Consider the following 23,915-nt stretch of genomic DNA (forward strand, 5'->3'; position numbering starts at 1 on the left):
ACACATCCACGAAACCACGCTGCACACGCAAGCAGAAAAGCTTAGGCTAACCTATAGCTTCGTTCGCGAATCGACGCGGTGGCGATCGGCACAGATCAGGTGACATCCTCTCAACTCGATGGATCCCACGCGAAACCTGGTCTGTACGCTCGTTCACGGCGAGCCGGCACGCCACCGGACTTACCCGATATCGACAAAGTGCTAGGTCGGTTCGATCCACCGACAGCGCATGGAGAGCAAATGCCCGAAGAGCCCAAAGCCGTCGTCGTCGAGGGCATCACCAAGTCATTCGGCGACGTCGAAGCACTCCGTGGAATCTCCTTCGAAGTCGAACGAGGCAGCATCCTCGGGATACTGGGCCCCAACGGCGCAGGCAAGACCACAACCGTCGACGTCCTGTCCACACTGCTCACCCCGGATTCCGGACGCGCCACTGTCGCCGGCTTCGACGTCGTGGCAGATGCCGCTCAGGTGCGCGGGTTGATCATGATGACCGGCCAATACGCAGCCATCGACCCCACTCTCACCGGCCGCGAGAACCTGATGTTCTTCGGCAGGATGATGGGGCTCGGTCGCCGCACCGCAAAACTACGTGCGGACGATCTACTCGAGCGATTCGAGCTGACCGAAGCCGGCGTGCGCACGGTCGACGGCTACTCGGGTGGCATGCGCCGACGACTCGACATCGCCTGCGGACTTGTCGTAGAACCCTTGGTGGTCTTTCTCGACGAGCCCACCACAGGCCTCGATCCGCGCAGCCGACAAGGTTTGTGGTCGCTCATCGGCTCACTCAAAGATCTTGGGATCACCACTCTCCTCACCACCCAATATCTCGAAGAAGCCGACGTTCTCAGCGACAACATCATCGTGATCGACAAGGGACGCGTCATCGCCGAAGGCACCTCGGACAGCCTCAAAGCCGAGATCGGTGATCGCTATTGCGAAATCGTGCCGGTCGATCCGGGCGCGATACCCGCCATCATCGAACTGCTGGGAGATCTACTTCCCCCGTCTTACGAGTTCGATCCGTCGACGGCTGCCGGCACGCTGTCCATTCCTGCCGAGTCCGGAGTCGACCTGATGGCCGAAGTCATCGCTCGCACTCGCCACGCCGGTATACGACTCGCCGACATCGGATTGCGAAAGCCGTCACTCGACGATGTGTTCATGACGCTCACCGATCACGAAAACAGCAGCCGTGGTTGACCGATCCGAACTGCGAGTTCCCGAAACCGAATTCGTCGCCCGCACCCCCATCCGGCCGGCGTTTCTCCCCCAATGGCTCACCCTGACCGAGCGATCACTGCGATCGATGGTGGCGGAAGGCGAATTCGTCTCGGCTGTCGTCGCGCCTTTGGTGTTCGCACTGGGTTTCTACCTGCCCCTGCGGATCGTGATGGAGGACCGCGGTCTCGACTACGCCCAGTTCCTCATGCCGATCATTGTTCTGCAGGCAATGACGTTCACCGCGCTCTCAGCGGCACAACGCTCGGCGATGGACTCAGTTCGAGGTATGAGTAAGCGACTGCAGACCATGCCGGTCGGACCTCTTACCCCCCTGGCGGCACGAATGAGCGTCGCTCTGGTGCGCTCGGCAGTCTCGCTGTTCGCCTCGATCGTCTACGGCTACGTACTCGGCTTCCGATTTGTCGGTCCAAGCGCAAATATCCTGTACTTCTGCGCGTTTGCCTTGGTGTTCAGCCTCGTTCTCTCGCTCGGAGCCGACGCCATCGGATTGCTCTCGAAAAGTCCGGAGGCATCCGGGCAGGCGTTGGTTCTGCCACAGATGATCCTCGGAATGCTGTCCACCGGCTTTGTTCCCGAATCCGGTTTTCCCGAATGGGCCCGACCATTCGCTCGCAACCAGCCGATCTCGCACTTCTCTGCTGCCATGCGTGACATGGCAACCGGAACACTCACCTGGCCGACTCTGGCGCCCGCGTTGCTGTGGGCAGCGGGGTTGGCTGCCGTATTCGTTCCGTTGGCACTATGGGCAGGGGCACGTCGATCATGACCGATTCCACAGCGACGGAAGCTTCCATCCCACCGGCACCGCCGTCGAACACCGCGGCGACGCCCTTCGGTTTTCGCCCGCGCGATCAAGCCCATCACGAGACCTCACTGCGAGCGTTGTCGGTCCAGAGCGGACAACAGTGCAAGCGAATCCTGATCAAGTGGTCACGCGATCCGGTCACCTTGGCGCAGTCGCTGTTGTATCCCGCGCTCATGGTGTTGATGTTCCGACTCGTACTGGGCGAATCGATCTCCGAACGAACCGGAGTGAGCAGCTCGTACGGAATGGTCCCGATGGTTGCGTTGGTGGGAGCCATGGCCGGCGCCTCCGTCAGCGGAATCGGCCTGCGCCGCGAGCTGGCAGGCGGAATGCTCCACAAGTTCTGGACGATGCCGGTACATCGGTCGTCGGCACTGCTCGGGCGTCTGTGCGCCGAGGTCGTGCGGATCCTCGTCACTACGGTGCTGATCTTCGTCGTCGGAACGTTCATCGGCTTCCGAATCGAGACCGGGATACCCGGTCTGCTCGGAATGCTGGGCGTCGCGGTGCTCTTCGGTATCTCGTTCTCGATCATGGTCACCGCGATTACGCTGCTGACGAACAAGTCGACCATCACCGAATGGATCGCGATCACGACCAATCTGCTGATGTTCTTCAACTCGGGATTCGTTCCGGTGGACGCCTACCCGACGTGGCTCCAGCCCGTCGTGGAGTACCAACCACTCAGCTGCGCAGTCGATGCCATCCGTGGCCTCGCGCTGAACGGCGAGATCGCCCGCCCGATGTTCCTGACCTGTGCGTGGTCCGTCGGTATTCTCGCGGTGTTTCTGCGTCCTGCCGTCATCGGTTACCGCAAAGCGTCCCGCAAGTAGTTCAGAGGTAGTACACGCGGTGGCGCACACTTCCGACAATCCGCCCCCACAGATTCCCGGCATGGAAGAGCCAACGGCCGGTGGGTACCCGCGAGATGAACTGTGGCAGTAGCGGGTTACGCAGGATCAGATAGGCAACGGTGTCTGCCAGCGCGAGCTGACTGCGCCTGGGCATCCCGTAACCGCGGTACTCGGCGTACAACCGAACATCGCCCTCACCGCACATCACCGATTGCTGCCAGATCCCGGCCAACGTGTCGCGCTGCCGATAGGCAATCTGCGCGTCGGGGGAATGACCGAAGGACATGCCCGCCAACTGGATCCGCAGGCACATGTCGCTGTCTTCGCCGCCTCTGGTGAAGGTTTCATCCCAGCCGCCGACCTCTTCGAAGGCTTCTCGCCAGATCCCGAAGCTTCCGCTGAGGCCAACCGGCAGGAATCGGTACAACGAATAACCCTCGTGACGATCCGGCATCTGCCGCCAGGACTGCACCCATTCGCTGTTGATGGACTCGATCTCGGCAGTGCCGGTTACTGCGTCATGTTCGGCCGCTACCCTGACCAACTCCGACAGCCAGTTCGAATGCACCCGGTCGTCGCCGTCGCAGAACGCCAGAAACTGTGCAGAGGTGCTACGCGCGCCGACATTGCGGGCGTGCGCGGCGCCAGGGCGATCCGAGGCATCAACCCGCCGCAGTGCCAACTCCTCGGTTCTCGGATGCCCGGTGAGATACTCGGCAAGCCCGTCGGTGGAACCGTTGTCGGCAACGATCACCTCGAAGGAACCCGAGTAATCCTGTGCCGCCAACGCATCGAGTTGAACGTCGATCATCGCGCGTCCGTTGCGGACCGGAATGATCACGGCCACCGACTCGGGTTTCTTCGGTGCACTCACGAGCGAGATCTCGACAGAACTGCCGCACGGCGCAACACAGCGCCGGGGACCTTTCCTCGTTCACCGCGAGCGGCGCCCCAGAATCCGCGCACAGTCAGATACGTACGGGCCATTCTCTCGGTACCGAACAGCATTGCCCGTCCACGGCTGAGAACGTCCTTGGCCACAGAAACCATGCACCACAGCGGTTCCGTTCGCCAGTACCGCGCGTACATGATCGCGCGGTTTCGCGCGATGTAGTAGTGCCGGAACGGCGCATCCTCCGTGAACGTAAACCCGCCACGTCCCGAACCGAGCACCAAGCGCAGTGGTCGTGGTGGAACCCAGGTGGTCGGCGACCCGAAGCCGTGCTCGATGTCGGTGCCCGGCGTGATCAAGGAATGGACGCCCTTGGCGCGCGCCCGCAAATAGAACTCGGTCTCGACACAATCGATGAACAGTTCTTCTTCGAACAGTCCGACGTGCTCGAGCACTTCCCGGGGCAACAGCATGCCGGACTGGATGGGCTCGAAGGCCAGCGTCAGTCCCCGTTCCGCATGCCAGAACGGAGCCACCTCGCCGTTGATCGTGCTGGTAGCCAATATCGTTCGATCCAGACCGAGAGACCGAGCCAACTCGAGATGCTCGGACATGCGACGCAGATATCCGTCCGAAAGAACGGTGTCCTGATCCAGCGTCAACACGTGGTCGGCGCCACCGGCCAAAGCCCGCTCGATGCCACGATTGAGGGCGTGCGCAATCCCACGATTGGTGCCCAACTCGATCACTTCGTAGCCCGCTGCGCGGCACTGCCCGAGAACACCGGACACGTCCTTTGTGGACCCGTCGTCCACGACGACAACAACATCGACTTGCTCACGCACAGCCCTGCACGTATCGAGCAAACCTTCCGCCGGATTGAAACTGCTGACCACAGCCGCTGTTGTCATGACCTCTCGTTCCCCAGATTGCTCGCGCCTTGCCGGCCGGACACAGCTGCGTCCACCACTGCCGCCGTGCGAATGACAAACGGCTGCCGCAGAATTGACTGATGATCACCGGGAACACTCTCGATGTGCAGGTCGTCCGGCGCGAGGACTGCCCATAGCTTCGACTCGGCGGCCACGTCTCTGTCCCCGATGTCACCCGGTTCGGATGCGGTGATCACCTGAACGCGGCCCACGTGCCGACTCGGCTCGTATTTCGCCAGCATGCGCCGGCTCAGCTCGTAGTAGACGATCCATTGCGCCGACGCTCGCAGTCGGAACAAGCCTGCAGTCGCGACCAACGAATTCATCAACACCTTGCTCCACAGTCGAGCAACCACGTTCTGCGGCACGTACTCCTGCGGTGTCTCACGCTGCGGCAGTTCGGCCGCAGTGCGAGACTTCGCGCTCTTGCTGATCGGCAGGCGCGCGCTACCGAGTGCTCCCACCTTCGCTGCCACGTCGCCGTCGAGCACCGCATCCAGCAGCACCACTATTTCGACGTGCTCGCCCGCGCGCTCGAGTAACGACGCAATTTCGAGAGCGACAAATCCACCGAATGAGTATCCCCCCAGCCGATACGGACCGTGTGGTTGAACCGTCCGAATCGAACGCAGGGCTCGGGCGGCAGCGGCAGCAATCGTCCGATCCGCGCGACCGCGGTGCTCGAGTCCGTGAGATTGGATTCCGTATACCGGTACGCCACTGCGCATTTCCCGCACGAGATGAGCAAAGACCGCAGCGGGTGCTCCACCACCGGCAATGAGGAAGAGAGCCGGCTCGCTGCCGTCGGTTCGCAGCGGCACCAACGAGGAATCCGAAACCGGCGAACGGCGACGGCCTGCGGAATCGACCAGTTTTGCCAAACCCTCGATGGTCGGCGCCTGCGAGAACTCAGCCGACGAGATCTGAATGTAGAACTGTTCAGCCACTTCGCCGAGCATCTTTGCCGCAGCAAGCGAATCACCACCGAGCGCCGTGAAATCCTCGTCTCGTCCAACCGCTTCGATACCGAGAATCGGTTGCCAGATGAACGAGAGGAGCGTCTCGGTGGGGCCACGCAATGGGACCGGTTCGCCGCGCATCGGCACGGGAGGTAGGCCGGCGCGATCCACCTTTCCCCGTTCGTTGCGAGGCAAAGCCGCCAGAATAACGATATCGCGTGGCACCATCCACGCCGGGATTCGCTGCCCAAGCGCGCTGCGCACCTCGGCGGCAGACGGCGTCCACTCCGATCCGCCGACTGCCACATAGCCGATCAGAATCGGTTGTGGCACAGTCTTGTCCGCGACAACGACCGCGTCGGACACCCATTCGAGGGAGCGCAACGCCGCTTCCACTTCGGCAGGTTCGACGAGGTAGCCACGGATCTTCACCGCGTCGTCGCTGCGACCGGACAGATGCAGATCACCGTGTTCGTCGAAGCGTCCGAGATCTCCCATCCGGTAGCGCGTCGAACCGTCGGCCTGCACCGCAAATTTCGACGCCCCAGACTGGTCTTCGCCGTAGTATCCGTTAGCCAAATACCTTGATACAACGTAAATTTCGCCAATACACCCGACCTCGACGGGGTTCTGATCCGCATCGAGAATCAGAACCTCCTTGTTGGCCGCAGGACGGCCGACCGGGACCACGCCGCCTGGAAGCTCTCGATCACTCGGGTACGGATTGAACGCGAGGTGCCCGGTCTCGGAAGAACCAGACCAGCTGCAATACAACGCATCCGGTCGTAAGTGTGGCCGCAGAGCTGACACGTCAGAGCTGTGAATCGACTCGCCGCACGTTGTCAGAACGCGTAGCGAGGACAGCGCCGGAGTGTCTACGGAGGTGAGCTCCGGTAGCCAGGATCTCAGGAACGACGGAGTGCAATGTGCGGTGCTGACGCCGCACTCGGACAACCACTCGGCCAGCCCGGTTGTCGACTCGGTGCGCGGATCCCAGTAGTACAGGCCGGCGCCGTTGAGTAGCGACATCACGATCACGTCCAGTCCGGCACCGAAACTCATCGGCAACAGCATTCCGACGCGATCACCCGGTCCGATCTCGAGTGCTTCCTTCGCTTCGAAGGCCTGGTTTATCCAATTCTCGTGACTGTGCAGAACGCCCTTCGGCTGCCCCGTCGAACCGGACGTGAACACGATAATCGCTGTGTCCTGCGCATTCGGCTCGGGCAGTGTGACGTGCGAAGCCTGCGGGAGTTCGGTCAGCATCGGCACGTCGACGCGCAGTGCGCCGGTCAGCGAGAGGATATGTGTGCGTCGTTGCTCGGGCAGTAGAGGATCGAGCATGATCAGCGGGTGTCCGGAAGCGATGACCGCTAGCGCAGCGACAACAGATTCCGCGCCGGCGCCGGGCTCGAGCGCTATCGCACGCGATGTGTCCGGTTCACAATCGACCAACGCGCGTGCCCATGCTGTCGAGAGCGCGTGCGCCTGCGCAAACGTGAACTCACGATCACGGGTACGCACAGCAACCGCCTCGGGGGTATCGCCACAGACGGCGTTCCATCTGGCAGTCATCGTCTCGGCATGCACCAGGCAAGGCTAACCTACTGAAATTTTCACAGCATTTTCGCAGTTCATGTCGGCGGCCCAGCGAGTAGCGTCGAACGAGTGAGTACTCGCCTCGGATACCAAATGCCCAATTTCAGCTACGGTGGCCCGGTCAAGGACCTCTTCCCCACCGTCATCGCGCAAGCTCGTGAAGCCGAAGCCGCCGGCTTCGACACCGCGTTCGTGATGGATCACTTCTACCAACTGCCCGGCATCGGAGACCCCGATGCGCCCATGCTCGAGGCGTATTCAGCGCTCTCCGGGCTGGCGACAGCCACCGACACCATTCAGCTGTCCGCCCTCGTTACCGGCAATACGTACCGAAACCCGCCGATGCTCGCCAAGACCGTCACCACACTCGATGTAGTGAGTGGTGGTCGCGCCATCCTCGGTATCGGAGCGGGTTGGTTCGAACTCGAACACGATTCTTTCGGCTACGAGTTCGGCACCTTCACCGAACGGTTCCAGAAACTCGACGAGGCTCTGCAGATCATCGAACCGATGCTCCGCGGCAAACGCCCCACCTTCGACGGCACCTGGTACCACGTCAAGGAAGCCATCAACGAACCCCGCGTCCGCGACGACCTGCCGATTCTGCTCGGTGGCGGCGGCGAGAAAAAGACGTTTGCCCTCGCCGCGCGCTTCGCCGACCACCTCAACATCATCTGCGACCCGTCCGAACTGCCGCGCAAGATGGACGCCATTGCGGCCCGATGCGATGAAGAAGGACGCGACCGCACCACACTCGAAACCAGCTTCCTCACGTTCATGATGATCGACGAGGACGGCGACAAGGCTCGCGCGCATCAGCGAACATTCCTTGCCGAGCGCGGGCTCGACATCACCACGGCGCCGGACGACGTGGTCGCCAAGGCCACCGAGCGTCACTTCGTCGGCAACCCCGACGACGTCGCCGAACAGGTTCAGACGCGCATCCTCGACCACGGGATCGACGGCGTTGTCATCAACCTCATCACCAACGGCAACGAGCCAGGAATCGTCGACCTGGCCGGGCGGACACTCGGCCCGCTGGTCGGTAAGTAGTAGTTTCCTACTCGCACTTCACGATCGGAACCGGATCGTATTTCACGGTGCGAGTATTCGAGGAAACCTGCGCGCCGGTGGCGTGATCGGTGATCACGCGGGTATCACTCGCCGTGAAGCCGGGCGCGCCACTGGACGCGATACATCCGTCGCCCTTGGGGAGGACCACGGTATTAGGCGATGTGGGAGACGTACGCGGACCGGTGATCGACTCCACGTCGACGGTCTTCGTTCCCCAGATCTTCACTGTCACATTCGATGACGTCGTGATCGTCTGGATCATCACACCGGTCTTCGACGGGTTGCGGAACTGCAGGTCGATCGCGCCGTCGAAGATCGTGGCCTCACGGGCCTCCGGGTACCGCGAGATGTAATAACTGTGCTCGGTGTGCGCGACGTCTTCCATCCCCGCGAAGTACGTTGCGTTGTAGAGCGTCGTCGCCAGCTGGCTGATGCCGCCGCCGACGGCTTTGTCCGGTCGACCGTTGTTGATGATTCCCGATTCCACATACCCCTGGGCAGCGCCCCGAGGTCCGGTGTACTCGTTGAACGAGAACGTTTCTCCCGGTTTGACTATCGCACCGTCGAGCACCGACGCCGCCAACGCGATGTTCACACCGGACGCGTACTCGAAGCCGCCGGTGGTGAACTCACCGATCACTTCCTTGATGCCGAGCGCCTCGGCTCCCTCGGTGGTGAGTGCCGGTGGAACCGGCGCATACACCGCCGGAGTTGCCCGAGAACCCGTGCTGGTCAGCAGAACCGGCAGTTCCTTCACGGTTTCCGGCCAGTTGATCAGGTCGCCGACCACACCCGGAACCACAGTCGGTGTTCCGCCGGCCAACGTGATCGACGCGTCCTTGGGCTGAACCTCCGTCGACACCAATTGCGGTGCCAAGATCTTCACTGCAGCTTCTGTGTTGTACTGCGGCGCCAATCCGCCCGAACCGTCGGGAGCAAACGTCAGAATCTCACCGATCTGGTCGACGCCGATGGTTGCTTCCTTGCCGTCGCGGCCGTTGACTACAACCTCACCGGACACAGCGGGCTGCGCAACGTCCTGCAACGCACGATCGACACCGGCCTGCGTCACCGTCACGGGGGTGTCTTCCACAGGCAGGTCGACAACGTCGCCCGAGGACCACTCGTCACTGAATGTTGCTGCCGCACCGGGCAGATCGAGGGCGCGGCCAACCACCGGCGACACACCAGACGCTTCACCACCGGAAATGACAACAGCACCTTCGACCGGCGCGCGATCACTGGTGGCCGCGACAACCGTCATCGACGCGTCCAATGCCGCCTGATCTACCGTCGACACCACCGGCACCTCACGCGAGCTGAAGAACGAGGTGATCCGGGTGATCGGATTGAGCGGTTGCTCATTCACGCCCGCCAACGTCGCCGACCAGTCCACATCGATACCAGCCGACGCGGGAATGATCGTGGATTCCACATCGTCCGCCCTCACCGTGACCGGTTCGACGAGCTTCGGAGCCAACTCCGCGCGCAGGACTGTCTCCGCGTCGGCCGGCGAGCGGTTACCGATGTCGATCCCGGCAACCTGAGTTCCCCGAGGCGTGTTTCCGGACGACGTGAACACGTCCACCCCGTATGCAAGAACTGCGACCGCAAAAATCCCGCCGACAATCAGAGCGGGCTTGACCCACTTCTTCGACGCGGGCGACTGATCAACTGCCACAGGCTCGGGCGCGACTGCCGGAAGAACCGGTTCGAACTGTTGGGTCGGCTCCGCCGCATTGGCCGGCACTCCGGTATCGGTCGGAACAGTCGGCGGAACAGCCGGGCCAGTCGGAATCTCGGAGTTAGCTGGAACTACCGGAATGACGGTCGTGATCTCGTTGGCCGATTCATCCGGAGCCGACTCGCCCCGGGCTTGCTCCTCTGGAACCGATTGATCCTGAGGTGCTTGATCCGAAGCTGGTTGATCCGACGCTGTTTGGTCGGGCGCTGATCCTTCCGAATCCGACGCGGAGCGCTCGGGAGTGTCGGAGCCGTCCACACCGTTGTTTTTCTCCGGGGGTGAACCGTCTGCGTCACTCACTCGTTTGACTCCTCGCTGCATCGACCGGGGCTGCGGCGCGTACCCAGCACTACTCAACAGGGTATCTGGACATACAAGAGCCCCGCGTTGCTGCCAGGTCGGGGGTCAGGCAGCAGCACGGGGCTGTCTTGAATATCGGTAGCTATCCGTCAGCGTTACAAGGCCACAGAAATTTGTCCGAAAAAGAAAAGGAGATCCGGTCACCCCTCGCGACCGGATCTCCTTCTTCACCACCCCAGACCGGCTGTTACCGCAGGTGAGCGCAGCAATTGCCAGTCACGGGACTACCGCTCGATGATTGCGGTGACGCCCTGTCCGCCCGCTGCACAAATCGAGATAAGACCGCGCCCTGAACCCTTCTCCGCAAGCATTTTTGCGAGAGTCGCCACAATGCGTCCGCCAGTCGCAGCAAACGGGTGTCCGGCGGCCAAAGACGAACCGTTGACGTTGAGTTTGCTGCGATCGATCGAGCCCAATGCGCCGTCGAGGCCCAGGCGTTCCTTGCAGTACTCGTCGGACTCGAAAGCCTGCAGGGTCGCGAGAACAACAGAGGCAAATGCCTCGTGGATTTCGTAGTAGTCGAAGTCCTGCAAGGTGAGACCGTTGCGGGCCAACAGTCGCGGGATCGCGTACGTCGGCGCCATCAGCAGGCCGTCCTTGCCGTGGACGTAATCGACGGCTGCTGTCTCCGAGTCGACGAGATGCGCGAGGACGGGGAGGTTGCGCTCGGCTGCCCACTCGTCGGTCGAGAGGAGCACAGCAGACGCGCCGTCGGTGAGCGGCGTGGAGTTGCCTGCCGTCATGGTGGCGTCGCCGAGCTTGGTGCCGAATACGGGCTTGAGCGTCGACAGCTTCTCGACGGTCGAACCGGGACGGAGGTTGTCGTCGCGGGTCAGGCCAAGGAACGGGGTGACGAGGTCGTCGAAGAATCCGCGGTCGTATGCGGCTGCCATGTTCTTGTGGCTGGCGGCGGCCAGTTCGTCCTGGTCCTCGCGCTTTACGCCGAATTCCTTGGCGGTGATGGCAGCGTGGTCGCCCATCGACTTTCCGGTGCGCGGCTCGCCGTTACGCGGGATCTCGAGACCGAGCATGCCGGCGCGTACGTTGCCGAGAAGCTTGATGCGGTCGCCCGTCGACTTCGCGCGGTTGAGGGACAGCAGGAACTCACGAGCCTGATCGTTGACGCCGATCGGGGCGTCGGACGTGGTGTCGGTACCGCCGCCGATGCCTGAGTCGATACGCCCGGCCGAGATGGCGTCGCCGACTGCGACGATCGACTGCAGGCCGGTGCCACAGGCCTGCTGAAGGTCGTACGCGGGTGTGTACGGGCTCAACGCACTCCCGAGAACCGACTCACGGATGAGATTGAAATCACGGCTGTGCTTGAGGACCGCGCCGCCGACGACCATGCCGAGTTGCTCACCCTGCAGGTTGAAACGGCTCACCAGTCCGTCGAGCGTGGCGGTGAACATGTCCTGATTGGACGCCTGCGCGTAGGCCTTGTCCGAACGGGCGAAAGGAATGCGATTGCCACCGACGATGGCAACGCGGCGGCGCTGACCTGCAGGCTTTGCGGCCGGCGTCGTTTTGGCTGCGGATTGTGCGTTCGAACGGGCTTTGCTGGTCACTTGCGTCTCCAAGGATGGTGCGATTACCTGTTGAAGACTATTCTTACTCAGTAGTAAGTTACTTGTCTATCGCCACATCCGATTCGGATACACGGCGCAAGGCACACCGAAACACGACAGAAGGTAGGACCGTGGCAGCCAGCAAGGGAGCTCCCGACCTCTATTCACAGTTCCTCTCGTCCGGCCCCGGCGCGTTCATCGCGTCGAAGGCAGGCCTGCCAAGGCCCGAGAACCTGCGCCGCTACAAAGCCGGGGAACCGCCGTTGGCCGGACCGGTCCTCATCGGCGGTAAAGGCCGACTCGTAGAACCTCTGCGCGTCTTGCTCTCCGATTACCCCGCCGCGCAGGCCCACGACACCACCTTCGGCGCGCTGGTATTCGACGCCACCGGCATCACACAGGTCACCGAACTCGAGCAGCTGTTCGAGTTCTTCCAGCCCGTGATCCGCAATCTCGCATCATGCGCTCGCGTTGTTGTACTGGGCACGACGCCCGAAGAGACGTCGAGCGTCGACGAGCATGTCGCGCAGCGAGCTCTCGAAGGCTTCACCCGCAGCGTCGGCAAGGAGATCAAGCGCGGCTCCACCGCGCAGCTCGTCTACGTCTCCCCCAAGGCATCCACCGGCCTTTCGGGCGTCGAATCGACTCTGCGCTTTCTGCTTTCGGCCAAGTCCGCATTTGTCGACGGCCAGGTCATCGTCGTCGGAGATGAAGATTCCGTTGCGCCGGCCAACTGGGACAAGCCGCTCGACGGCAAGGTAGCCGTTGTCACCGGCGCGGCCCGCGGCATCGGCGCCACCATCGCCGAGGTCCTCGCCCGCGACGGCGCGCACGTGATCTGCGCCGACATCCCCGCTGCGGGAGAAGCACTTTCGGCCACCGCCAACAAGGTCGGCGGAACCTCCCTCGCACTCGACGTCACGGCAGACGACGCAGCCGAGGTCCTCGCGGCGCATCTGCTGGAGCGTCACGGCGGCGCCGACATCATCGTCCACAACGCCGGAATCACCCGCGACAAAACCCTCGCCAACATGGACGAAGGCCGCTGGAACATGGTTATCGGCGTCAATCTTCTTGCACCGCAGAAGATCACCGAGCACCTTGTCGCGAAGGGCGCACTCAAGGAAGGCGGACGCGTCGTCGACGTGTCCTCCATCGCCGGTATCGCCGGCAACCGCGGCCAGACCAACTACGGAACCTCCAAGGCCGGCGTCATCGGCCTCGTCCACGCCGAAGCTCCGGTCCTGGCACAGAAGAACATCACCATCAACGCGGTAGCACCCGGCTTCATCGAAACCGCCATGACCGCAGCCATCCCCTTCGCGACCCGCGAAGCCGGCCGCCGCATGAGCTCCCTGCTGCAAGGCGGCGAAACCGTCGACGTCGCCGAGACGGTCGCCTACTTCGCCAGCCCGGCATCCAATGCCGTTACGGGACAGGTTGTTCGCGTGTGCGGCCAGAGCCTCCTGGGAGCATGATGGCAGCCAAGACCGTCGCACTCACCGAGCAACCCAAAACCCTCGACATCTACTCCCGCGCAGTGCTCGGGTTGATGCCGTGGAACAAGTCGGACTCGCGCTCGGTGCCGCAGCAGAGAATCACCCTCACCGGGCTGAAGGTCGACACCGACAATCTGGCCGCGTACTGCCGAGTCACGGGTCTGAGATTCGGCGATTCACTGCCGATCACCTACCCATTCACCTTGGCATTCCCGACGGTGATGAAACTGATGGTGTCGAAGGAATTCCCCTTCCCCGCAGTCGGTTCCGTGCACGCCGGGAACGTCATCGAATCACTGCGCCCCATCTCCGTGAGCGAACCGCTTGATCTCTCGGTGCACGCCGAGAACCTGCGCGAGCATCGCAAGGGTCTGCTGATCGACGTGATCACCGAAATCCGGGTGGGGCGGGAACTGGTGTGGCGTCAGACGTCGTCGTTCCTCAACCAGCAGAAGACCTCACTGTCCGGCGAAGCCCGACCGGAACCGAAGGCCGACGAGGTTCCGCCGATGCCGATGACCACCATCCGCGTCGACCAGACCACGATCAGCAAGTACGCATCCATTTCCGGGGACCGCAACCCCATCCACGTCTCGTCCCTGGGCGCCAAGGCTTTCGGATTCCCGAAAACCATCGCTCACGGAATGTGGAGCGCCGCGGCACTGCTGCGGACCGTCGAAGGCGATGTGGCCGACACGGTCACGTACAGTGTGCGATTCGGTAAGCCGATTCTGCTGCCTGCAACCCTGAACGCGTACGCCGATCGCGTCGGCGAAGGTTGGGATCTGGCGCTACTGCACCCGAAGAAGGGCTACCCGCACGTCACAGCGACGCTGCGCTGAGCCTGGTTTTCACCCGCCCCATTTGAGCGAACGTACCTTTCGGCGCATCCAAGGCGCTGAAAGGTACGTTCGCTCGATGTGGCTGGGGACTATTCCGACTTCTTCTTGCCCGACAATCCGCGCCACGCCAAGGACTCGAGAAGATCGGCTGCCTCGTCCACTTCGATTTCTCCGCCGGCAACGCGGTCGGCCACGGCCTCACCGGCACCGACCAAGGCGATTGCGATGATCCCGAAGTCGTGAGACGCATCCGGATCCTTGGTGCTGGACTCGAGCAGATGCGCTGTCAGTTCGATCAACCTGTCGCGACTTGTCTGCACGGTGCCCGCAAAAGCCTGCTGCCCGACGGCCTGACGGTAGAGCACCATCCACGACTTTCGGTTGGCCCCCACAAATCCGAGGAAACCTTCCAGAGCAGCACGCAGTTGCTCACGAGGCGACAGATCAGGTGCGCCTGCAGGAGCCAAGGCTTCGACAAAACGCAGACCTTCACGATGAATGCACGCGGCAAACAGTTCTTCCTTGGAGCCGTAGTACAGGTACAGCATCGGCTTGGAAATCTCTGCTTTTGCCGCAATGGCGTCCATCGAGGTTTCGTGAAAACCTCTGTCGGAGAACACGTCCACTGCCGCATCGAGCATCTGCTGCTCGCGTACCGCGCGTGGCAGTCTCTTCGTGCCACCGGCCATGTATCCTCCAACCACAGGGTAAGTATCTATCTTACTCTACGGTAAGATCCGGCGTCGAATCGCACTTCGACTCAGCAGGTGAGAGCACCCTTCGCCTGCGCGACCGTCACTACAGCCTGGTCCAGGCGGGCCTGGGGCAAAGCACCGGACGCAACGGCACCTTCGAGCTGATCGAGCACCCGCGGTACGTCGTCGGTTGTGAGCCACAAAGCCTGGTCAACGCCTGCCACCAGTGCAGCCTGCACCGCGTCGGCAATATCGTAGCGGTCGGTAATCGCCTGCATACCGCTGAGGTCGTCGGTGAAGATCGGCCCCGTGAACGGCGCTGCGCCGTAACCTACTCCGTCGCGAAGCAGCGACACCGCGGCCGGACTGATACTTGCCGGGACACCCGGTTCTGTCAGGCCAGGAACCTCGAGGTGACCGATCATGACGCCGACACCGGTGTTCACCAACTCCCGGAACGGAACAAGATCCGAGTTCATCAGATCTTCCAGAGGTGGCGTCGTCACCGCGCCGGTGTGCGAATCTCCAGACGCGCTACCGTGTCCGGGAAAATGTTTGATCACCGGGAAGATTCCGGCGTCGCGCATTCCCTGGGCGTACGCACCGGCATAGGCGATCACTGTTGCGGGATCGTCCGAGTACGAGCGGTCACCGATGACCGAATTATCAGGCTGCGAGCTGACATCGACGTCCGGTGCGTAATTGACCGTGATGCCGAGGTCCTTCAGACCCCGGCCCCGCTCGAGCGCCATCTGGTACGTCTGTTCCACTGTCATCGTCTCGGCAGTCTCACGCGCCGACGGATCGGGTCCGAGAATGTCCTCGACACGGGACACCCGGCCACCCTCCTCGTCGATTGTCACCATCAACGGAATCTTCGACGCCGAAGCCACTTGTGGTACTTCACGATTGGTCAGCATCGACTGATCGGTCCAGCTGCCGACGAAGATGCCACCGATCTGCTCGCTCGCCACAATGGCCAATGCGTCGTCGGTACCGGTCACGCCGACGTTGAGGAGCTGGGCAAGTTTCTGCCTGGTGGACAACGACGCCAGGAGGTCACTGCCGCAGACGGTAGGTGCGGGGAGGGCGGTGGACGTCTCCGATGTTGTCGTGATGTCGGACGTGACACTCGCCGCAGCAGACGTCGATGGCGCTGCCACGTCCCCTCCGTCGCCCGAGCATCCCGCCACCAATCCGCCACACAGGGCAAGAGTGGTTGCCGTTTTCACAAACTTGATCCGCATTCCTACGACGGTATCGGACTCCGTACCCATACACTCCCCTCACCGGCACGGCAGGAAGGTAACCTGGACGTGAACCGATTCCCCGCTGACGAGGAGGTCGTGATGCCACAAGGACTGATGCTCATCGCGTACGACGGTTCCGAGAACGCCCGACGTGCCGTCGAGTACGCAGGACGTTTCCTGTCCGCCAATCGCGCGATTCTTGTCACCGCCTGGGAGCCGATGGTTCGCCAAGCCGCCCGGATGTCCGGGCTCTCCGGTGTCATGCAGCCCGAGTGGATTCCCGACGACGATGTCGAGGACATCGCGTACACCGATGCCAAGGCAACTCTCGCGGAAGGCGTCGCATTGGCCGAGGCCGCCGGTTTGACCGTCGAAGGCCGTAGTGCCGAATGCCGGTCGGCCATCTGGTCCGCGATCGTGGAGACTGCTGACGAATTGGACGTCGACATCATCGTCACCGGCACTCGCGGCACTACCGGTTTGCGTTCGTTGTTGCAGAGCAGCGTGGCGGATCATGTTCTGCGTCACAGTCATCGGCCGGTGTTGATCGTCCCTCCTGGCAAGTGAGCGTCGGTCCCAGGCGACTAGTGTTCTAGTCACCATGGACGGTTTTGTTCTCTCTCGGCATGATCACAGCGTGCTCACGCGCGGCGTACGACGCAGTTTCGACGACGCGGGCGCGGCGACGCATGCATTGTCGGAAGGTTCGGCGACTCTGATCGTCGGCGCTCTCCCCTTCGACCCGTCTGGAGCGACGGCGTTGTACGAACCGGCCGAAGTAACCGTTACCGGCAGCGCGTGGCGTTCGGACACTTCAGTGGACTTGCCGCACACGCATGCAGTGCGAGAAATTCCGTCACCGGCAGATCATCTTCGACGAGTAGAAAAACTGGTCACCCGTCTGCGTGACGGCGACCTCGGCAAGGTGGTCTCGGCTCGGACCGTCGAACTTCGCGCCGAATCTCCCATCTCACCAACAGCACTCGCGGCTCGGATGGCTACGCTCAATCCCGCGGCAAATACATTTGCCGTCGACCTCAGCGCTGCCGGAACCGATTTCGTCGGCCACTCCCTTGTCGGCGCGACACCCGAGGTTCTGGTGAGCCGACGCGGAAATGTCGTGACCTGCCGTCCGCTCGCGGGATCCGCGCGTCGGACAGCTGAAACCGAGGCGGATCGGGTTGCCGGCGACAGCCTTCTGAGTTCGACGAAGAATCTTGCCGAGCATGCCTTTGTCACCGACTGGATTCGGGACGTCCTCGGCCCGCTGTGCAGTGAGTTGTCGATCCCGTCGACGCCAGAATTGACCAGTACCCATGAGGTCTGGCACCTGGCCAGCCCGATCCGCGGCATTCTGCGTGACCCCACCACTGCCCTCGAGTTGGCAATCGCGCTCCACCCGACACCCGCGCTGTGCGGAACACCCACTACCGCGGCTTTGAACGTCATCCGCGACACCGAGGAGCCGCGGCGCTTCTACGGCGGCGCAGTGGGGTGGTGCAACAACGTCGGCGACGGCGACTGGGTGGTCGCGATCCGCTGCGCCGAAATCAGCGCCGACGGCCGAACTGCCTGGGCAAGCGCAGGGGGCGGGATCGTCGCAGATTCGGACCCACAGGATGAATTGGACGAGACAACCACCAAATTACGGACATTGCTCACAGCACTGGGTGTCTCTGACACAAACTAATCAGTCCGCTGCGGGGCCAATCGTCCGAATTCTCGGCAGCGAGTGATACCTTGACGCGAACAGTTCGTACGGACCGGTAAGTCCCGGCCGACCGACACGACCTATTGGGAGATCCACGATGACGAAGTTCCTTGTCCCCGGTGTGGCCAGCGCTGTCGTCGGCGTCGTTCTGGGCGCTGCTGCAATCTTCGGTGCCACGGCTGTAGCTGCGGACAACACTCGTCCCGACATCGACCGCAGCGGAAATGCCGATTCTTCCGTCCTGAACCAGGTTGAGTACGGCAGCCGCTGAGAGCGCAGGCCTCGCGAGTTCCCGTTCTTCCGCCGAAGGCACCATTGTGCCTTCGGCGGAGCCTCTGTCGAAGCGGTGGCTGTTCGGCGCCTCCGTCGTAGCGTTTCTTCTCACCTTTTTCCAGTCACCAGGGCTGATCACCGCCGACACCAAGTACGACCTGACGCAGAATCCGTTCGGCTTCCTCGAACGTGCTTCGCATCAGTGGAGTAGTCAGGCCCCGCTTGGCCAGGTGCAAAATCAGGCCTACGGTTACTTTTTCCCGCACGGGCCGTTTTTTGCGTTGGGCGAACTCGCCCACATTCCGCCGTGGATCACGCAGCGCATCTGGTGGGCGCTGCTGCTGATTGCCGGGTTCTGGGGCATCGTCCGCGTCGCCGAGGCGCTGGGTGTCGGTAGCCGCAGTTCTCGTGTCATCGCCGCAGTTGCGTTTGCGCTCTCTCCGCGCGTTCTGACAACTCTCGGATCGATTTCCTCGGAAACCCTGCCGATGATGTTGGCGCCGTGGGTGCTGTTGCCGGTGATTTGGGCGTTCCACCCTGTGCGCCTTTCCGGTAGCCCGGACTACCACAAACGCGCACAGTGGAAATTGGCCGCCCAGTCCGGCCTCGCCGTTGCGCTCATGGGTTCGATCAATGCCATCGCTACCGCCGCGGCCTGCCTCGTCGCCGTCATCTGGTGGCTCTCGCACAAACCCAACCGGGCGTGGCTGACCTTCACCGCGTGGTGGGCCCTGTTTGTTGCGCTGGGCACGCTGTGGTGGATCGTCCCGCTCCTGCTGCTCGGCAAGGTCAGCCCACCGTTCCTCGACTACATCGAATCGGCCGGCGTCACGACGCAATGGGCGTCACTCGCGGAGATCCTGCGCGGCACGGACAGTTGGACGCCCTTCGTCTCACCCGAACGCATCGCAGGCGCGGTCCTCGTAACCCAACCGGCGGCCGTTGTCGCCACCGGACTGGTTGCCGCCGCCGGACTCGCCGGACTCTGCATGCGGTCGATGCCCGCCCGCGGACGCCTGACGCTCATCTTGTTTGTCGGCATCACCGGTTTGGCTGCGGGATACGTGGGCGAACTCAGCTCCCCGATCTCCGATCAAGTGCGCCTGTTCCTGGACTCCGCGGGCGCACCGCTGCGCAACGTCCACAAACTCGAACCACTCGTGCGTCTGCCGTTGGTTCTCGGCCTCGCGCATCTCCTGGCAAAAGTTCCCTTGCCCGGTTCGGTTCCGATGCCGCGGTGGCGACGCGCCTTCGCTCATCCCGAGCGCGAACCGATGGTGGCGTTGACGTCCCTGATCCTGGTTGCTCTCACCCTCTCGACCGCCTTGGCGTGGACCGGCAAACTCGCACCGCGCGGCGCGTACCCCGAGGTGCCGTCGTACTGGACCGAAGCCGCGCAGTGGCTCGAGGACAACACCGCACCCGGCTCCGAAGCCGAGCGCGCCCTTGTCATCCCGGGAGCACCGTTCGGCAGCCAGGTGTGGGGACTGACTCGAGACGAGCCGCTGCAAGCACTGGCCACCACACCGTGGGCCGTGCGAGACTCCGTCCCGCTGACACCGCCCGGCGCCATCCGCGCCCTCGATTCGGTACAGCGCCTGATCGCCGACGGTCGCCCCTCCGACGGTCTCGCGCAGACTCTGCTCGGCCAGGGCATCCACTACCTCGTGATGCGCAACGACCTCGACGGCGACACCTCACGCTCAGCCCGCCCGCTCCTCGTTCACCAAGCCGTCGACGGTTCCCCCGGCATCACGAAGGTCGCCGAGTTCGGTGAGAACGTCCACCCCGAGCCCATCGACGGGCTGGTGGCCGACAGCGACCTGCGACCCGACTACTCACCGATCGAGATCTTCGCGGTCACGGCGACTGACGGAAGCACTGCACTCAGCGGCCCGTACTCGGTGGATCTCGATCAGGTTCCCGTGGTTCAGGGCGGACCGGAAGCCGTTCTCCGCCTTCATGAAAGTGGAACACTTCCCGGCACCGGTCCCGTCGTTTTTGCCGCCGACGCCGCGGCGGCCGGACTACCGGTCGATGCGCTCACCGTCACCGACACACCGCGTGACCGTGAAACCGATTTCGGACAGGTCGACAATCACAGTTCGGCTCTGCGGACACCGGACAGCGAGCGACGCACGTACAACCTGGTTCCCGACTACCCCGTCACCGATACGCCGCTGGTGCAGGGCCGTTGGAACGGCGCCGAGATCACAGTCTCCAGTAGCGCCTCCGACGCCACCCAGCTTGGCGGGACCTCGCCGTCGAGTAGCCCTGCCGCAACGGTGGACGGCGATCCGGGCACCGGATGGTTCAGCAACGGAATCGAGCGCGCGTTGGGGCAGTGGCTGCAGATCGACTTCGACACTCCCATCTCGAGCGGTCTACTGCATCTGACCACCAGTGCAGCTGCGATCGGCGCTCCGGTCAAGTGGCTCGAGATATCCACTCCCAACGGAACCAAGGCTGTCAAGGTCGACCGGCCGGGTGAACCCGTCGCGGTATCGATTCCGGGCGGCACCACACCTTGGGTGCGAGTAACAGCGACGCACACCGAAAATGGCTCGGCGGGAACACAGTTCGGTATCAGCGAACTGTCCGTGGAGGACTTCTCCGACCGCAGTGCACCGACATTCGTACCCATCACGTTCGACACCGTGCTGCCTGCGGTTCCGAACGACGCGTCGGTGACGTCCTGGAATCTGACGCAGGAGTTCCCGGGCCGAGGTTCCTGCGCCGACAGCGCCGATCGCGTGCGCTGCAGCAACGCCTTCATGGCGATTGCCGAGGAGCCGAGTCGATTCCAGCGCACCCTGAGTGTCCCGGAAAATACTTCTGTCACAGCCGAACTGACGGTTCGGGCCCGACAGGGCAGCGAGCTGGACTCACTTCTCACCGTCCCCGGCCGCATCACCGCATCAGGCTCGAGCGACATCGGCGACACCCGTGGTTCAGCCTTTGCCGCCACCGACGGCGACGCTCGGACAACGTGGTCGGCGCCGCAGAGCACCACCGAGCCGGGTGGCCCGAAACCGACTCTCACGCTGACTCTTCCGGAACCGACACTGGTGACAGCACTGGATATCACCCCCAGCGTCGGAATCCTGCCGTCACCGCCCACCAGTGTTGCCGTCAACCTCGGGAACGGGCCTCAGGTTCGCGAGTTGCCGGAGGGCGACACGCGAGTGCCCCTGTCCCCCTTTGTCACCGACACGATCGTCCTGAGCATCACCGATTGGGATCCCGTTCTCGATCAGAACGCGCTCGGCTTCGCTCAGGTACAGCCCACCGGGTTTGCGGAAGTCGGCGTGATCGGTGCGGACGGCACAGCCGTCGCCGATTCCGGTGTGCAGACCGACAACAGGCTCGATAACCGTCAGATCACGGTCCCGTGCGGTATCGGTCCCACGATCACCATTGCCGGGCAACAGTTCCCGACGTCGATCGAGACCACGGCGCATGAGCTCCGTACCGGCGCTCCCATCGTGGTGAGCGTGTGCGGCCCCACCGGAACGGCACTGTTACCAGCGGGTCAGCCGGAGGTCTCGGTCGAGCCGGGAGCGGCGTTCTCCGTCGACAACCTGGATCTCACGACAGTTGGCTCCGGTCCGCTCCCACTACAGAGCCAGAGCGCTCTCACCTCGACAGCATGGACAGAAAACCATCGCGAACTTGCCGTCACCGCGTCGACGTCCGATCAGTTGATCGTGAACCCCGAAAGCACCAGCATCGGCTGGATCGCTACCGCGCCCGACGGTTCCGAGCTGACTCCGGTAGTGGTGAACGGTTGGCAGCAAGGCTGGATAGTGCCCGCAGGCACGTCCGGAACGATCACCCTCGATTTCCCCAGCGACCGCTGGTACCGCCTGGGCATCTTCGGCGGCCTGATGCTGCTGATCCCCCTGTTCCTCGCTGCCCTGATTCCGGTGCGGCGTGTACCGAAGCCCACCGAGCCGCCGCGCCCGTGGCACAGCGTCGCAGCGGGGTGGCTGGGTGTGGCTGTGGCTGCCACCGTGATCGGCGGCGTCGTGGGAACCGGGATCTTCGTGGCGTGCTCACTCGTCGCGCTGGCGCTCGTGCGAGCAGTCGGCCCGGATCGCACAGCCCGAATTCTGGTCGGCACCGCCGGCGTGGCAGCAATTGCCGGAATCACGCTTCTTTCCACAGGACCATGGCGAGCACCCGGCGGATACGTGGGCGATTCGTTCCTGATTCAGTTCGTGATGTTGCTGGCGTTGGTGGTCACGGGGTTGGCGGCGTTGCCATTTGCGGGTTCACCGATGTGGCGACGGTTCTCCCAGCGCTTGACTGCCAAACGAGCAGGTTCCTCCACCAAGGCGTAGCTGGCCGACGCGACAGCCACACTCAGAACAAGCGTCAAGGCAAGTACGTAGAAGAAGCTGCCGGAGAACGGCGCGATGCCGAACACCGGGAACACCGCATTGAGCACCGCCAGATGCCAGATGAAGATTCCGTACGACCAGCGACCGATCGCCAAGGCAAACGGACTTGCCAGGAATCGGTGCTGCGCCTCGTCCCGCAGAACCAACGGTGCGATCAACGAAAAGCTGATGATTGCTCCGAGCGCGATCTTGACGGCGAACTGCCAAGGTTCGGGACGTACCAGACCTTCCGGGCCGGCGAGGTCGGTGCACGAGAGAACAAACGCCACCAACGCCACACCGGTCAGCAGAAGCCGGCGGTGCGCCAGACGGTGAACCCACGTCGAATCTCCGACGGCGAGTTCGGCCAACACCATGCCGACCCCGAACCACGGCAGGTATCCCGGCAACCAATTGTCGTGGTGGATGAAATCCGGCGCGGGAATCGGCAGGAACGCCCAACTGAGAGCAATCAGCGAGACAACGGTGAGAAGTGGGATCCGGAACCGGGCACTGCTCCCGCGCAGGCGTACCAGGAGAACCGCGAACAACGGCAGCAACAGATAGAACATCACCTCGACCGACAGGCTCCACATCTGAGTGAGCCCCTCGGTGAGGGTGAGCGGAACAAAGACCTGCACCAGGCCGAGGTTCGCCAGCCACACCTGATAACCACCGCCTGCACCTGGCAGGAACAGGAGAATCAGCGTCACTGCCACCCAGTACGCGGGAAGAATGCGCGTCGCTCGGGATATCCAGTACCGCACGGTGGCCTGTGGCCGACCGATTCCGCGGGCAGCGGCCGCATGCGGACGCCACAACAGAAACCCGGACAGCGCAAAGAACACTGCAACGGCCAGGTCGAGCCGCCCGAAAGCCCGACCGATCGCGCCCGACTGAGCCTCGCCCGTCTGGAACGCGACGTGGGTCACCAGAACCCCGAGCGCTGCCAAACCTCGCATACCGTCCAAGGCCGGAACGAAGCCACGGGCCTGCGGCGGGACGGCTGCGGAAGAATTCACGGGACTCATCATCACGGATAAGTGTGCACCGGGGCACGTTCGCCTTAAACCATCCGGACGCCCTGTAAAAAAATGCGAGGCCAAATCGCCACCTCATGCGACAAACCGGGCCGCTGGACTGTTAGTGTTCTGCCACACATGGGTTCTACTGTGACCCCATACGGCCAGCACAACTCATATTGTGCAGGTTGCACCACGTCTAAACT

Annotated in this window: 17 protein-coding genes and 1 pseudogene; 10 read left to right on the forward strand and 8 right to left on the reverse strand. The window is 62.9% G+C overall.

The annotated features are described in order from the left end of the window. Window positions 1–240 precede the first annotated feature (240 nt). From EEB13_RS08505 to EEB13_RS08515, 3 genes are read left to right on the forward strand one after another with little or no spacing between them, the layout of a single operon-like run. Window positions 241–1,206: a daunorubicin resistance protein DrrA family ABC transporter ATP-binding protein gene (locus tag EEB13_RS08505; protein WP_045064598.1), complete on the forward strand. Its 966-nt coding sequence runs from the start codon at window positions 241–243 to the stop codon at window positions 1,204–1,206. Further along, window positions 1,199–2,014 carry an ABC transporter permease gene (locus tag EEB13_RS08510; protein ID WP_373557455.1) on the forward strand — a complete coding sequence of 272 codons (816 nt, stop codon included), beginning with the start codon at window positions 1,199–1,201 and terminating at the stop codon, window positions 2,012–2,014. Before EEB13_RS08505 ends, EEB13_RS08510 begins: the two co-directional genes overlap by 8 nt. After that, window positions 2,011–2,886: an ABC transporter permease gene (locus tag EEB13_RS08515; RefSeq protein WP_141485039.1), complete on the forward strand. Its 876-nt coding sequence runs from the start codon at window positions 2,011–2,013 to the stop codon at window positions 2,884–2,886. Before EEB13_RS08510 ends, EEB13_RS08515 begins: the two co-directional genes overlap by 4 nt. A gap of 1 nt (window position 2,887) precedes the next feature. Here EEB13_RS08515 and EEB13_RS31980 read toward each other — a convergent pair whose 3' ends face one another. From EEB13_RS31980 to EEB13_RS08525, 3 genes are read right to left on the reverse strand one after another with little or no spacing between them, the layout of a single operon-like run. Further along, window positions 2,888–3,781, reverse strand: a complete 894-nt coding sequence (locus EEB13_RS31980) for a glycosyltransferase (RefSeq protein WP_261984476.1) — start codon at window positions 3,779–3,781, stop codon at window positions 2,888–2,890. Further along, window positions 3,778–4,710 (reverse strand): glycosyltransferase, encoded by a 933-nt coding sequence (locus EEB13_RS31985; RefSeq protein ID WP_045064603.1) that lies wholly within the window; start codon window positions 4,708–4,710, stop codon window positions 3,778–3,780. The genes EEB13_RS31980 and EEB13_RS31985 overlap by 4 nt, the downstream gene beginning before the upstream one ends. After that, window positions 4,707–7,280: an AMP-binding protein gene (locus EEB13_RS08525; protein ID WP_141485040.1), complete on the reverse strand. Its 2,574-nt coding sequence runs from the start codon at window positions 7,278–7,280 to the stop codon at window positions 4,707–4,709. Before EEB13_RS08525 ends, EEB13_RS31985 begins: the two co-directional genes overlap by 4 nt. A 78-nt stretch (window positions 7,281–7,358) precedes the next feature. Between EEB13_RS08525 and EEB13_RS08530 the strand changes: the two genes are divergently transcribed. Continuing rightward, window positions 7,359–8,342 (forward strand): LLM class F420-dependent oxidoreductase, encoded by a 984-nt coding sequence (locus EEB13_RS08530; protein WP_033231695.1) that lies wholly within the window; start codon window positions 7,359–7,361, stop codon window positions 8,340–8,342. A 7-nt stretch (window positions 8,343–8,349) separates the two neighbouring features. Here the strand turns inward: EEB13_RS08530 and EEB13_RS08535 are convergent, their stop codons facing one another. Both EEB13_RS08535 and EEB13_RS08540 read right to left on the reverse strand, forming a co-directional pair. Then, on the reverse strand, window positions 8,350–10,407 hold the full coding sequence (locus EEB13_RS08535) for a VanW family protein (protein ID WP_410055747.1): 2,058 nt from the start codon (window positions 10,405–10,407) through the stop codon (window positions 8,350–8,352). A gap of 284 nt (window positions 10,408–10,691) precedes the next feature. After that, the gene (locus EEB13_RS08540; protein ID WP_033231696.1) at window positions 10,692–12,035 is read right to left on the reverse strand and encodes an acetyl-CoA C-acetyltransferase; all 1,344 of its coding nucleotides are present in this window, start codon (window positions 12,033–12,035) and stop codon (window positions 10,692–10,694) included. A gap of 131 nt (window positions 12,036–12,166) precedes the next feature. Here EEB13_RS08540 and EEB13_RS08545 point away from each other — a divergent pair, with 131 nt between their 5' ends. After that, the gene (locus EEB13_RS08545) at window positions 12,167–13,513 is read left to right on the forward strand and encodes a 3-oxoacyl-ACP reductase (RefSeq protein ID WP_033231697.1); all 1,347 of its coding nucleotides are present in this window, start codon (window positions 12,167–12,169) and stop codon (window positions 13,511–13,513) included. After that, window positions 13,513–14,376 (forward strand): MaoC/PaaZ C-terminal domain-containing protein, encoded by an 864-nt coding sequence (locus tag EEB13_RS08550; RefSeq protein WP_187328518.1) that lies wholly within the window; start codon window positions 13,513–13,515, stop codon window positions 14,374–14,376. The genes EEB13_RS08545 and EEB13_RS08550 overlap by 1 nt, the downstream gene beginning before the upstream one ends. An 89-nt stretch (window positions 14,377–14,465) precedes the next feature. Here EEB13_RS08550 and EEB13_RS08555 read toward each other — a convergent pair whose 3' ends face one another. Then, a complete protein-coding gene (locus tag EEB13_RS08555) occupies window positions 14,466–15,065 on the reverse strand; it encodes a TetR/AcrR family transcriptional regulator (RefSeq protein WP_033231699.1) in 600 nt (199 codons plus the stop codon). 71 nt (window positions 15,066–15,136) lie between these two features. Continuing rightward, window positions 15,137–16,318, reverse strand: coding sequence for a glycoside hydrolase family 3 N-terminal domain-containing protein (locus EEB13_RS08560; protein ID WP_141485043.1), 1,182 nt, complete (start codon window positions 16,316–16,318; stop codon window positions 15,137–15,139). Window positions 16,319–16,420: 102 nt separating this feature from the next. Here EEB13_RS08560 and EEB13_RS08565 point away from each other — a divergent pair, with 102 nt between their 5' ends. The 4 genes from EEB13_RS08565 to EEB13_RS32315 all read left to right on the forward strand — a co-directional run bounded on the left by EEB13_RS08565 (window position 16,421) and on the right by EEB13_RS32315 (window position 22,648). Continuing rightward, window positions 16,421–16,888 (forward strand): universal stress protein, encoded by a 468-nt coding sequence (locus EEB13_RS08565; RefSeq protein WP_033231847.1) that lies wholly within the window; start codon window positions 16,421–16,423, stop codon window positions 16,886–16,888. 34 nt (window positions 16,889–16,922) lie between these two features. After that, a complete protein-coding gene (locus EEB13_RS08570) occupies window positions 16,923–18,011 on the forward strand; it encodes an isochorismate synthase MenF (protein ID WP_141485044.1) in 1,089 nt (362 codons plus the stop codon). Between the two features lie 118 nt (window positions 18,012–18,129). Then, window positions 18,130–18,303 (forward strand): DUF2613 domain-containing protein, encoded by a 174-nt coding sequence (locus EEB13_RS08575; protein ID WP_072782243.1) that lies wholly within the window; start codon window positions 18,130–18,132, stop codon window positions 18,301–18,303. Between the two features lie 46 nt (window positions 18,304–18,349). Then, window positions 18,350–22,648, forward strand: a complete 4,299-nt coding sequence (locus EEB13_RS32315) for an alpha-(1->3)-arabinofuranosyltransferase (protein WP_315985018.1) — start codon at window positions 18,350–18,352, stop codon at window positions 22,646–22,648. A 23-nt stretch (window positions 22,649–22,671) separates the two neighbouring features. Here the strand turns inward: EEB13_RS32315 and EEB13_RS08585 are convergent. Beyond that, window positions 22,672–23,721, reverse strand: a pseudogene (locus EEB13_RS08585) (acyltransferase family protein); the annotation flags it as partial. Between the last annotated feature and the right edge of the window lie 194 nt (window positions 23,722–23,915).

This window comes from Rhodococcus sp. WS3 (assembly GCF_003797085.1).
GTDB lineage: Bacteria > Actinomycetota > Actinomycetes > Mycobacteriales > Mycobacteriaceae > Rhodococcus_F > Rhodococcus_F globerula.